This is a genomic window from Aporhodopirellula rubra (assembly GCF_014192335.1).
Classification (GTDB): Bacteria; Planctomycetota; Planctomycetia; order Pirellulales; family Pirellulaceae; genus Rhodopirellula; species Rhodopirellula rubra.
Genome location: NZ_JACHXU010000028.1, coordinates 107,019 through 119,443, shown reverse-complemented (window position 1 = coordinate 119,443; position 12,425 = coordinate 107,019). Strand labels below are relative to the sequence as shown.

Here is a 12,425-nt window from a genome sequence, read left to right as displayed (position 1 = left end):
CTGGCGAGGACTGCGGCGAATGGAAGCCTACCGCGAAGCCTACACCGTCTTCGGAACTAGCTAATAAGATGTGGGCTATAAAGAGGGTTGGCACCCCCGGGCAGTGATTGTGTCGGCACTCCGTGCCTGGTGGTTCAAGTGCTCGACGGTCGTGATGTATGAAGGGATGTGTCGGGGGGCAGCGGCAAAGGCTACCGCGATGGTCGGCACGTGTTTTGGGTTGGCTGCGTTTGCGATTTTGCTGATTGGAAGATCGATGCGCCAGGTTACTGAGCCACTTGCTCGGTAGAAGAGGACTCGTCAAGCGTCGAATGGTCTGTTGATCGAGACATTTGAGAACCCTTGCAGCGTTCTGACTGATGGGAGGCCGGTTCGGTGTCTCGGATGTTGCAGTGGGGGTGTGAATGCGGGCGTGCGCGGGATGATGAAGGTGAGTGGTGAACACGGATGTTGGCTCGTTTGCGGGAAGGTTTTTTCGGGGAACGCTAATTTGAAGTTCGTCGTTTGGAACGCACATCCGTTTGGCGAGTGGGTACATTGTGTGGCGGTGTTTGTCTGAGTTCGTTCCCCAGCGAGATTTCTGATGTGTCGATGCGTTTTGCTTTGCCGTGGCAGTGTTGTTCTTTGTGCTGCGTTTTTGATTGGTTGCTTGGGGGCTGTTCGGGCGAGTGCCTTCGACGGGGCGGGATTGGTTTCGTACTACGGATACGACGACTGCATCGAACTGCGCAATGAGAAGGTGAGGGTGGTGCTGTGTCCCGGTGCCGGTGGCCGAGTGCTCGAGTATTCGCTCGAGGGAACCAATGTGTTGAGCCTGTCGCCGGATGGAGCGGGATGGACAGCGGGTTCGGGAGACAAACGCCCTTTGCTCGATGCCGGGCGTTTTGACATCGGTCCGGAGAAGGTGATCAACCGCGGTCAAGTGTTGTGGTCGGGTGAGTGGCGAGGTGAAGTCACCGGTGATCGTGCGGCGCGGATGACGAGCCAGTTTGATCCTGAGTCGGGCGTGCGTTTGATTCGCGACTTTTATTTGCATGAAACGGATTCGCAATTGCGATGCACTCAAACGATCGTCAACGAATCCCAAAAGCCGGTGAGTGTTTGTCACTGGGGTCGGACGTTCGCGGTTGGTGGTGGGGTTGTGGTCGTGCCGCGTTCGTCTCGCGGTCGGTTTCCAAACGGATACGTGATGTACGAAGGTGCGAATTCAATTCAGTTGAAACCGGAAGATGCGAAAGTCGTCGTGAGCAAAGATTCGGTTATTGTCACGGGATCACCGGAGCATGAGAAACTCGGGTTTGGCTCTCACGCGGGTTGGTTGGCCTATCTGGCACCGACGAATCAGATGTTGGTTAAGCGGTTCCCGACGTATCCCGATCGCCCCTACAACGAGGTTGCAGGGTTAACGGTATCGGTGTGGTATCCGGAAAAGGATCGAGTGGAGTTGGAGCCGATCGGTCCGGCGGAGGATTTGAAGCCAGGGCAACGGGCAGCGTTTACGGAGCAGTGGTGGTTGTTGCCACACGCGTTGCCTGAAAATCGAGGCGAGGTCGATTATCAAGACATTCGGAAAATCGTTTCGCGCCGGACGACGCCGGCAGGCCAAGAGCCGGGCACGATCATTTCACCGGAAGTTCACTCGGATCGAAAAGTGACGTTTCGATTTTCGGGTGGAGATTCCAAGTCCGTGAACGTGCGGTTGAATCATAAGGCGACACCGCTGAAACGTGATGCCGATGGGATCTGGAAGATCACTACGAAGCCTCTCACGCCGGGCATCTATGAGTATGTTTTCGAAGTCGACGGCGTCCAGGTGACGGACCCGCGAAACCGGTGGACTAAAAAATGGTTTGTTTGCCAGAGTTTGTTTGAGGTTCCCACGGATGCGTCGTCGGAGGAGCAGTTGTTGACGGAGCATTTGAGTGTCCCGCATGGCGTCGTGCACCGTCATCTTTATGCGTCGGGGACGACGGGCGGTCAGCGTGCGGCGATGGTGTATACGCCGCCGGGTTATGACGCCGACGCACCGGAACCGTATCCCGTGATGGTGTTATGTCACGGGTTTGGAGATGACGAGACCGCGTGGACTGACGTAGGACGTGCCAACTTGATTCTGGATAACTTGATCACGGCCGGTCAAATTTCGCCGTTGGTGGTCGTGATGCCGAACGGGCACCCGTTGCCGCCGGAGGAGCGAACGTGGTCGGAAGACTACAACAGCAAGAACAGTGAAATGTTGGTCGACGATATTGTCGACGATTTGTTGCCGTTGGTCGCGAGTGAGTATCACATCACTGATGATCCTCAGCGAAAGGCAATCACGGGGCTGTCGATGGGAGGCGGGCATTCGATCATGATGGCGATGACGCGGCCGAAAGAGTTTGCGTGGGTGGGCGCGTTCAGTGCCGCGGCCCCGGCGGGAGATTTTGCGAAGGAGCATCCCGAATGGATTTCGGCATCTTCCGATGGCAGCGAGCCGCGGCGGTTGTTTTGGATCGCGTGTGGCATTGACGACTTTTTGCTCGAGCGAAACCGTGACTTTGTCCGGCAGCTCGCGTCCAATCAGATTTCACACACGTATGTCGAAACGGAAGGGAATCACTCGTGGGGCGTTTGGCGTGAGTACTTGCCCACGTTATTGCAGTTGCTGTTTCGATAGCAAATAGAGCATTGCCGACGACGACGTGATCGTTGAGGGTAGCGAGATGTCGCCTGAGTTCAGTTCCCCGAAGTCAGGCGACATCTATTTCGATAAGGTATTCGTGGGCGGTCGGCATCAATGTATGCGTCGATGGGTGACATCGACGCATGACACTGACGCGTTGCGTTGGCGGGACACGGATCAGGGACGCGTGTCTTCGTCTCCGCTGCGTTCTTAGAACTGGATCGAGAAACCGGGGAGGCTCAGCCGTGTGGATGATCGGCGTCGCGTGGAGTTTGTCGAGTGGTGGTTGTTGACGGGATAGCGGTGTGACGAGTGCACGTCGTGAATATCATGGACGTCGCGATGGTGCGTCGATCCGTAGAGCGTCAATTCCATTCGCTGCAGCAACGGTAACGCTTCGTCGGTGATGACCTGACGCATGTGGTTGATGGCGACGTAGTCACACTGAAGGGCGCCGTCGTATCCTTGATGTTGGAGTTCTCGGTAGAGCGTCAACAGGAGCGAGCGGACGCTGTTCATGTCGGAGGCGACGTGGGCGATCAGGCTGCTCGACGCGTACCGTGAGTTAGCGGCGTTATGCAGAATTTGATGCATGTGTTCTTGAAGCCGTTCGAGCTTCACGACCGTCCGTTCGATCGAGTACGAGTGTTCGTAGTCTTGGCTGAGCTGGTGTGCGTCGTCATGAAGGTGGCGAGCGACTTCGGCGAGTTGGTCAGCGTAGCGATCGAGTTCCGCGACGCTGGCGTGATGAACCTGCGAATCGTGATGACGACCGGAATGATAGGAGTGACGCGAATTGTCGTAGTGGCGGTCGACGCTTTGTACCGGGCGCGTGGAGAAGCCGAAGCGACTGAAGACTTGGGCGTTGGCCGAGGAGCCGGTGAACGAGACGGTGGCGGCGACGAGGGCGAGGGCGAAAACTCGGATCATTGGGAAGCTCCAAAGGAAAAGGGTGTTTGTTGGAGACTCCTTAACGCATGAGCTGTGCCAATTAGGCAGGAATCGCTGTTTCACCGTGTTTCACGGGATTAAATGAAATTACAGGTGTGTCAATACGACGACGCGTGTAGTCTTGTTGATATCGCTTGGTGTTGTCAAGATGGTGGCGCTTCGCGTGTGTCAGGCGGGAAGGTTGGGAAGCCGAACGCGTGCCCAACGGCGAATTTTCACTTATTTCGGACGCGTCTGCCGTTAGAGTTCGACGCCGGATTGGCCGTCCCAACGGACGAAGCCTTCGATGGCCGCGTATTCGGCGAGGCCGAGGGCATCGTAGCGGCGAGCGGTTTCGGCGTTGCGGGCTTCGGCTCGTTGCCAGAATTCCCTCGCGTCGCTGCCGGGGAAGAGTGCGCGGTCTTTTTGCGATTGGTGTTTGAAGATCGCTTGGCGTTTGCGTTCGACCTCTTGGGGGCTCAGCGGCACGGCCATTTCGATTTGATGGGTCGACCATTCTTGCCAGGCTCCGCGGTAGAACCAGACGACTGCGGACTCGTACCAGGGCTCGTTTTGGCATCGCAAGCACGATTGCAGGATCACTGACAGGCAGGTGCGGTGGGTGCCGTGAGGGTCTGACAGATCGCCAGCGGCGTAGATTTGGTGAGGTTGGATTCGGCGTAGCAGGTCGATGGTGATGTCGAGATCGGCGTCGGAGATCGGTGACTTTTTGACTCGACCGGTTTGATAAAACGGCAGGTCGAGAAAGTGCAGATGTTCGTCGCGGACTCCGCAACACCGGGCACCTTGGCGTGCTTCGTTCCGCCGGATCAGTCCTTTGATGTTTTGGACTTGGTCGCTGTCGATCTGGCCGGCTTTCTTGTTACGAAGAAAGGTGTCGACGTGATCGGCAAGTTCATCGAGTCCGGAGGCGGCCAATCCGAATTGTTGGCAGAACTCTTCGACGAATTCGGCATAGCGAAGTGCGTCTTCGTCGAAGACGGCGATGTTGCCGGAGGTTTGATAGGCGACGTGGACTTCGTGTCCTTGATCGACCAAACGTATCAGCGTGCCGCCCATCGAGATCACGTCGTCGTCGGGATGGGGCGAAAACAGCAGGATCCGTTTGGGAAAGATATCGTCGCGGTTGCCGGGGCGGTCACCGGCTTGTTTGGCATGGTCGGGTTTTCCACCGGGCCAACCGGTGATGGTGGATTGCAGGTGACGGAAGACGCGAAGGTTGATGTCGTAGGCGCTGCCGTGAGCGGCGAGGAGGTCTTGCAGTCCTTGTTCGTTGTAGTCGGCGTCGGTGAGTTTCAGGATCGCTTTGCCGGTGGAATCGGAAAGGTCGATCACGGCGCGACGGATCGTTGACGCGTCCCATGTCACATCGCCGAGGAGCCAGGGGCTTTGCACACGCATGAGGTTGGAAGCGGCGGCTTCGTCGAGCAAGAGTGTGACGTCGGGATGATCTTGCAAAAAGGTGGACGGGGTGCTCGCGTTGGCGAAACCTTCGACGGTTCGTTTGACGATGCCGGCTTTGCCTTCGCCGAATGCGAGCAAGAGGATCCGTCGGGCTTCGAGGATCGTGCCGACTCCCATGGTGAGTGCGTGGCGTGGAACGTTTTCGGCACCGAAGAAATCACTCGCCGCATCGGTTCGCGTGATTTGGTCGAGCGTGATCATCCGAGTCCGAGAACCGCGATCGGACCCGGGTTCGTTGAGTCCGATGTGCCCGGCTCGGTTGATGCCGAGCAGTTGTAGATCGAGTCCGCCGTGATCGCGGATCGCGTGCTCGTACTTTTGACAGTGTGCAGCAATTTCGTCCCGCGGTAGGGAGCCGTCGAGGAGATGGATCTGGGACTCGGGGAGGTCCACGTGATCAAAAAGGTGTTCATGCATGAACCGCGAGACGCTCTGCAGTTCGAACGGCTGCATCGGAAAAAATTCATCCAAATTGAACGTGACGACGTTGGCGAATGACAACGATTCGTCGCGATGCAGTCGGACCAGTTCGTTGTAAACGTTTACCGGTGAGGAACCCGAGACGAGGCCGAGAACGCAGCGATCACCGCTAGCGGCATGTTGCCGAATGAGTCCGGCGATCTCGTTTGCGGCGGCGACACTCGCGTCAGAGGCCCGGTCGTAGATGCGACAGGGAATCCGTTCGTTGGGATTGAGCATGGTGGGAACGGTCGATCTTCATGAGTTGTTGAAACAGGCGTCTGCGGCGGCTTGTTTTGCGACGAGTGCCGCACCGACGATGCCTGCATCGTTACCGAGCGACGCGAAATCGACAATCAGGTTGCCTCCGACTTGCACGAGCGTGGTCTCCCGGACCGTGGCTCGCACCTTTTCCAAAAAACGGATTCCCGTTGAAGATTGTTTGCCGCCGAAAGTCATCGCGCCGCCGAGCAGGACGACGGCGGGATCGATGGTTTGGCCGAGCATTCCGATCGCTGAGCCGACGTGGATGGCGGTTTCGTCGATCACATCGAGACAAATCGTGTCACCTTTGATTGCTTCGTCAGCGATGTCTTTGGGCGACGCCAGGGGCGATTGCAGGGAGGCGGGGATGCGATGTTTCGGATTGGTTGCGTAGGCCAATTTAAGCCGCGCGAGGACGCCGCCGGCACCCGCGTAGGTTTCCAAGTGTCCGCGGCTGCCGCAGGTGCAGGGCAACGCGTCGTCACCGAAGCGGATGGCAATGTGTCCGAGTTCACCGGCGCAGCCGTGATCGCCGCTGAAGGGCCGACCGCCGATCACGACACCACAACCGATTCCTGTTCCCAAAGTGACGAGGGCGAGTGATCGGTCGCCGAGTCCACGTCGAGAATGTTCGGCGAAGGCGGCCGCGTTGGCATCGTTGACGACCATTGCGGGAGTGTCGCATTGATCCGACAGCAATCGCAGCAATGGCCGGTCGATCCATCCGGGCAGGTTGACGACTTCTCGTAATACCATCTCTTCGGAATCGAGGATGCCGGGGATCGCGAGTCCAACGCCACCGATTCGTTGGTGGCTGGTCGTTTCTTCGTTCGCGAAGCTCAGGGCGTACTCGATCACACGCTCGGGTGTTTTCAGCGGAGGCGTGGGGACGGCGTGTTGAGCAATGATCTGGCCTCCGTCTTCGATCAGCCCCAACTTGACGTTCGTTCCACCGACGTCGATGCCGAGGAAGACGGTTTGAGGAGGTGAAGGTGTCGTCGAGACAACGTTCTGATGGCAGGGTCGGGTCATGTTGCCGCGTCGACGATTCTGGTCGACCTCGTTGAGGGTGGGGAGGGAGGTGACAGGGTGTGGGGGGCGGTGGTTGTCAGGCTACCATGCGAAGAAGGGCCAGGGGCCTGGGTGGTGGGCGGTGGGGGGCATTTCGATGAAACCGTCGCTCGCGCCGAGTGAAACGAGGTCGCCGGATCCTTTTCCTACGACGAGTTCAGCGGTGCCGGGGCCCGTCATGCGGACCGCTCGCATCCAGTGCAGGTGCAGCGTTTTCGTTCCAATCTCGTCCAACATGATCGACGGCGGATTGGGTTCCCAGCGAGTGATGCCGGCGAGTTTGTCGATCAACGGCAACGCGAACCGCACCGCGCCCATGGTGGCGCTGACGGGGTTGCCGGGCAGCCCGATGATCGGTTTGGCGGTCGCAGAATCAGGGACATGGTAGAGGGCGCCGAGAATTGGTTTGCCCGGGCGTAGTGGCAGTTTGTGGAATACCGTTTGGGCGCCGATTTCGGAAACGACTTTGGGAACATAGTCGTGATCGCCCATTGAGACGCCGCCGGTTAAGAGGACGATGTCGTGGTCCGCGACGGCGTCGGAAACGACTTGTTTCAGTTGCTCGGGTTCGTCGGGTGCGTGTAGCATCGTCGGCGGATTCACGTAGGGCCGCGGTGTGACGATGGCGCGTAGTGCGTGCGCGTTGCTGTTGCGGATCTTCCATGGCGGAAGTGTTTCGTTTGTGGCCGAGTCGATGCGGCCGAGTTCGTCGCCGGTGGTGATGATCGCGACACGGACGCGGCGACGCACGCTCGCCGACTCGACTCCGAAACTGGCAATGGCGGCGACCTGAGGTGAGCGTACGACGACGCCGGACGGCAGGGCTTCCTCGCCGGCTTCGATGTTTTCACCGCGTCCTCGGATGTTGGCGGCCGGTTGGGTGAGTTTGGCTTCGGCACGCCAGCGGACCGTGCCTAACGGCATCGAATCGTTGCCCGGTGATTCGATTGTGTATTCGCGTTGGATGACCCGGTCGCAGCCTGCGGGGACCATCCCACCGGTGAAGATGCGGATGACGCCGAAGTCGGAAAAATCAGGCGGAGGCGAGCCCGGGATACTTTCGCCGGTGACGGGGATCTCTTCGTTGCAGTGAATTTCGCCGGAGTTGGCGGGACGGCGCATTGCGAGAGCGTAACCATCCATCGCCGAAACGTCGGCGGCGGGGTGATCGCGGTCAGCAACGATAGAGCAGGCGAGAACTCGGCCGAGCAAATCGCGGCAATCGTGTTGGACGTCCACCGGAGCGAGCGGTGCGGCCAGTGCAGCGATCGCATCGTTTGGGCTGTCGTAGGCTAAACGCTTCATGTCAGGAGATCGTGAGGTGAGTTAACGTTATGGAGAGCGTCGGCGGGGAGTCCGACGGTGACATGTTCGGATGATTGTATGAAACGATACAGGCTGCGATGCGATGACCTCGCGAGCGAGCACAGTTCGTCCGTCAACGAGACCGGATAGATTGCGACGAGAGGTTGCAGCGGTTTGTTTGATGACGGATCTTCGTTGAGCGCGCAAACGATTTTTTCGCAATCGGTTTCGAACCGCCGCAGCAGTCGGTTTAGATGTTCTGCGTTGATCGCAGGGACGTCAACAGGCGTGAAGAGGACTCCGGTGCAGTGAAGTGTTCCGGCGAACTCGAGTGAACGCGAGACTCCTTCGGCGGGGCCGCAATCGGGTTGCGAGTCGACGATGGCATGAACGGTCGCGGGAAAGCTCGCTGGCGGAGGAGGTGCGTCTTCGGCGAGTGAAACGGCGACTTCGCTACAGACGCCCCGCATCGTCCTGACGGCTCGCTCGAGATAAGTGCCGCCGTCGGGGTGAGGGAGAGTCGTTTTGCACTGCCCCATTCGCGTGGAACGACCGCCGGCAAGAACAACGCCGAGAATCCGCTGCGATCGATCGTTGGGGGACGATGGCATGATCCACTGCTTGGGCGTTGGTTAGCCGGTTTCGGCTAAGGATGTGGCGGGGATGCCTTGCAGTTCGTTGTAGTGGAACTGGGTGCGGTCGACGGTGAAGCGGATTTGTTCTTCGGAATGTTCGCTGGTGATGAAGAACCGCAGTCGTGCGGCGGATTCATCGACGGCGGGATACAAGATCGGTTGCACGTTGATCGCGTCTTTCTTGAGCCGGTTGCTCAGTCGCAGTGCGACCAGCGAGTTGCCCGTGATGACAGGCACGACGGGCGTTCCGCCGCTGTCGCCCGTATCGAGACCCGCTTTGCGGCACAGCGAGAGGAACAGTTGGCTGTTATGCCGGAGTCGTTCGACACGTTCGGGTTCGCGTTCGAGTACATCGAGCGATGCGATCGCCGCGGCGACTTGGCTCGGCGGCATTCCGACGCTGAAGACGAACCCGGGGGCCGTGTACCGGAGCAGTTCGACGAGTGCGTGCGAGCCGGCGATGTAACCGCCGCACGACGAGGCCGATTTGCTGAGGGTGCCCATCCAGATGTCGACATCTTTTGGGTTGATGCCAAAGTGTTCGGCGATGCCGTGGCCGGTCTTGCCCATCGTTCCGAAACTGTGGGCTTCATCGACCATCAACATGCATCGGTGACGCTTTTTGATCTCAATGAATTTTGGCACATCGGCGAAGTCGCCGTCCATGCTGTAAACGCCTTCGATGACAACCAGCGTTCGACGATATTGATGCCGCAGGGCGGTCAACATGCGATCGAGTGCTTCGTAATCGTTGTGGGGGAAGGGGCGTCGTTTGGCACCGGAAAGCAGTGCACCTTGGACGATGCTGTTGTGTGATAAGGCGTCGTGGAGGATCAGATCTTCGGGGCCGACGAGATGTCCGATGGTGGTTTCGTTTGTCGCGTGACCGCCGACCATGGTGATCGCGGCGTCCACGCCGACCCATTCCGCGATGCGGCGTTCGAGTTGACCGTGGATCGGTTTTTCGCCGGAAACCAAACGGCTCGCTGAAACGCTGGTGCCGTACTGGGCGATCGCATCGGAGGCGGCTGTGGAGACTTCCGGGTGCCCGCTGAGGCCGAGGTAGTTGTAGCTGGCGAAGCTGATGTAGGTTTCTCCGTCGATCATCGTCGTGTCGCCGACGATGTTGTCGTGGACGGTGAAGTACGGGTTGGGGCAGCCCGTCAGTTGCATTTGCCGCATCGTGGCTTTGAGGCGGCGGTACTCGGTAAACTGAGTCACGTCATCCTCGGGAGCGACCGTGACACTGCGGATAGGACGTGTGACGTTCCCATCGATGGAGTGAGACGAGATCGCGTCCTGCAGATTGGTACCGTTGATTTGGTCGTCGGTCGCGCCGAGTTGTTGGTTGGGGTCGGCGAGGAAGGCTTCGGCGCGAGCCCGGGCACCGGCGGACAGGTATCGTTCGACGGCGGCGGCGGTTTGTCCGATCGTTTCGACTTCGTCGAGCACTTGTTCGGGGAATCGACCGCCGAAGGTCCGTTCCAAACTTCGTGCGATCTCGAGCCGTTCGAGGCTGTCGAGTCCGAGGTCCAAAACGATGTTCGTGTCGGTCGACATTTGCCCGGCCCGTTCACCGGCGACGCGGCGGACGTGCGTTTCGATCGCGTCGATGATGACTGGGTCGGCCGGTGCGTTCAGTCCGCTGCTGCCCGCGGCGGCCTTCATCATCGTTTCACCCTGCAACGCCGACGGCTGCAGAGAGGATTCTTCACCACGGATCCACTGCGCGACGATTTTCAGTTCGTTATCACGGACGGCGTGCAGGCAGGCGTGACGTTGGATCTTGCCGCTGCTCGTTTTGGGAACGCTGCTGTTGCGGACGAGGTAGACCGCATCGGGTGGCAGGTCATGTTCGGCCGTCACGGCGCGGCGGATTGATTGCAGGTGGTCGTCCCAATCGAGGTCGCGGCGTCGAATCGTTTCGGCGACGATGACCAATTGTTCGCGATCGCTGTCGGTCATCGCGAAAGCGGCGACGGAACCGGCCTGCACCACGTCGCTGGCTCGTTCGACGGTTTCCTCGATATCCTGCGGGTAACGATTGACGCCCCGTACGATGATCATGTCTTTGAGGCGACCGGAGACGAACAGTTGACCTTCGTGCAAGAAACCCAAATCGCCGGTTCGCAGGAACGGGCCCTGTTTGTCGCTGGTCATCGCGGCAAACGTCTTGTTGGATTCTTCGCGGCGTTGCCAGTAACCGCGACCGACCGAGGGGCTCTGCACCCAAATTTCGCCGATTGATCCGGTGGGCATCAGTTGGCGGGTGTCTGGATCAACGATCTCGATGCGTTCACCAGGTAGCACGCGTCCACAGCCGACGAGTTCGCGGGCGGAATCCGGATCAACGGGGGCACGCACCGTTTTGTTGTCGAGGGAGGGGCCGTCGAATGCGGTCAACACCGGCCGTTTCATGTCGGCGCCGTTATCCTTCGGGCCGCCGGTGACGATCAGCGTCGTTTCGGCCATTCCGTAACACGGCAGGTGCGACGTGGCGCGGAATCCGAGTTTGCTGAACCGCTGCGTGAACGCGTCGAGCGTTGAGGCGCGAATCGGCTCGGCTCCATTGAACGCGATCTCCCAAGAGGAAAGGTCGAGGCCGGCGACTTCATCGTCGTCGATCTTGTCGACGCATAATTGATAGGCGAAGTTGGGCCCGCCGCTGACCGTGACGTTGTACTTCGAGACGACTTGCAACCATCGGGCCGGACGCTGCAGGAACGCCATCGGGCTCATCAAGACGTTGGGCCGTCCCATGAACATCGGCATCACGACGCCACCGATCAGACCCATGTCGTGATAGGTGGGCAACCAAGAGGCGCCGACGATGAATTGATCGGGTTGGAACGCGTGCAGAATCAGTTCGCTATTGGCGATCAAATTCTCGTGCGTCAGCATCACGCCTTTGGGCGATCCGGTCGAACCCGAGGTGTATTGCAGAACGCCGAGTGCGTCGCTCCTGAGTCGTGGGCATCGCCAGTACGACCCGTCGCGGTGGTCGGGGGAATCGGTCCCCAGCAATTGGACACCGACGAGGTCTTCGTGGAGGTCGGGGCCGGAGAGTTGTTCGATGACCGAACTGGTCGACAACGCCCAACGTGCGTCAGCGTCGAGGACGATCGAACGGATCCGTGATGCCTTGCGGTTACGTCGCGGTGGGAAGGCGGGGACCGCGATTGCTCCGGCGGCGAAGACCGCGAACAACGAGACAACGAAATCCAGACCGGGAGGATACAGCAGCAGGACTCGGTCGCCCGGGCGGATGCCGCATCGGCCTTGCAAATACCCGGCGAGGCCCCGGACTTCGTCCCATAACTCGGCGTAGCTGAGCGATTCTTCGGATTCTTCACCATCGGTGAACGAGAACGCCATGCTGTCCGATCGGGCCTGCTCCCAATGTCGCAGGATCGATACGAAATGGTCCCGCGGGGGCAAGTCGCCTGAGAAGTATTTTTGCAGATCCACCAGTTTCAACCTATCGCGGTTACGAGCTTTCGACGAGTTAGTCTAACTTCCCTGACAGAAATCTTCATCGGCATGAGGGCCTAAGGACGCCGCCTTAGACCTGAATTATCCAGATGCTACAGTTTGACAGGAGGTTACAACTC

At 59.1% G+C, this 12,425-nt stretch carries 7 protein-coding genes; 1 reads left to right on the top strand and 6 read right to left on the bottom strand.

Translation table 11 applies throughout. The features are described from left to right. Positions 1-583: 583 nt before the first annotated feature. Positions 584-2,659 carry an alpha/beta hydrolase-fold protein gene (locus tag FHS27_RS26840; protein WP_184308856.1) on the top strand — a complete coding sequence of 692 codons (2,076 nt, stop codon included), beginning with the start codon at positions 584-586 and terminating at the stop codon, positions 2,657-2,659. A 216-nt stretch (positions 2,660-2,875) separates the two neighbouring features. Here the strand turns inward: FHS27_RS26840 and FHS27_RS26835 are convergent, their stop codons facing one another. The 6 genes from FHS27_RS26835 to FHS27_RS26810 all read right to left on the bottom strand — a co-directional run bounded on the left by FHS27_RS26835 (position 2,876) and on the right by FHS27_RS26810 (position 12,291). Further along, complete coding sequence (locus FHS27_RS26835) at positions 2,876-3,595, bottom strand: hypothetical protein (protein ID WP_184308854.1); 720 nt, start codon at positions 3,593-3,595, stop codon at positions 2,876-2,878. A 261-nt stretch (positions 3,596-3,856) separates the two neighbouring features. Next, on the bottom strand, positions 3,857-5,779 hold the full coding sequence (locus tag FHS27_RS26830) for a glucosamine-6-phosphate deaminase (RefSeq protein WP_184308852.1): 1,923 nt from the start codon (positions 5,777-5,779) through the stop codon (positions 3,857-3,859). A gap of 18 nt (positions 5,780-5,797) precedes the next feature. Beyond that, a complete protein-coding gene (locus FHS27_RS26825) occupies positions 5,798-6,835 on the bottom strand; it encodes an ROK family protein (RefSeq protein ID WP_184308850.1) in 1,038 nt (345 codons plus the stop codon). 81 nt (positions 6,836-6,916) lie between these two features. Next, positions 6,917-8,179: a molybdopterin molybdotransferase MoeA gene (locus FHS27_RS26820; RefSeq protein ID WP_184308848.1), complete on the bottom strand. Its 1,263-nt coding sequence runs from the start codon at positions 8,177-8,179 to the stop codon at positions 6,917-6,919. Next, positions 8,176-8,790 carry a molybdenum cofactor guanylyltransferase gene (locus tag FHS27_RS26815; protein WP_184308846.1) on the bottom strand — a complete coding sequence of 205 codons (615 nt, stop codon included), beginning with the start codon at positions 8,788-8,790 and terminating at the stop codon, positions 8,176-8,178. Before FHS27_RS26815 ends, FHS27_RS26820 begins: the two co-directional genes overlap by 4 nt. Before the next feature lie 21 nt (positions 8,791-8,811). Beyond that, positions 8,812-12,291: an aminotransferase class I/II-fold pyridoxal phosphate-dependent enzyme gene (locus FHS27_RS26810; RefSeq protein ID WP_184308844.1), complete on the bottom strand. Its 3,480-nt coding sequence runs from the start codon at positions 12,289-12,291 to the stop codon at positions 8,812-8,814. Positions 12,292-12,425 lie beyond the last annotated feature (134 nt).

Excerpts from the sequence above, each read along its gene's own strand:
- FHS27_RS26830 (WP_184308852.1), bottom strand. The coding sequence starts at position 5,779 with ATGCTCAATCCCAACGAACGGATTCCCTGTCGCATCTACGACCGGGCC.
- FHS27_RS26825 (WP_184308850.1), bottom strand. The coding sequence starts at position 6,835 with ATGACCCGACCCTGCCATCAGAACGTTGTCTCGACGACACCTTCACCT.
- FHS27_RS26840 (WP_184308856.1), top strand. The coding sequence starts at position 584 with ATGTGTCGATGCGTTTTGCTTTGCCGTGGCAGTGTTGTTCTTTGTGCT.
- FHS27_RS26820 (WP_184308848.1), bottom strand. The coding sequence starts at position 8,179 with ATGAAGCGTTTAGCCTACGACAGCCCAAACGATGCGATCGCTGCACTG.
- FHS27_RS26835 (WP_184308854.1), bottom strand. The coding sequence starts at position 3,595 with ATGATCCGAGTTTTCGCCCTCGCCCTCGTCGCCGCCACCGTCTCGTTC.
- FHS27_RS26815 (WP_184308846.1), bottom strand. The coding sequence starts at position 8,790 with ATGCCATCGTCCCCCAACGATCGATCGCAGCGGATTCTCGGCGTTGTT.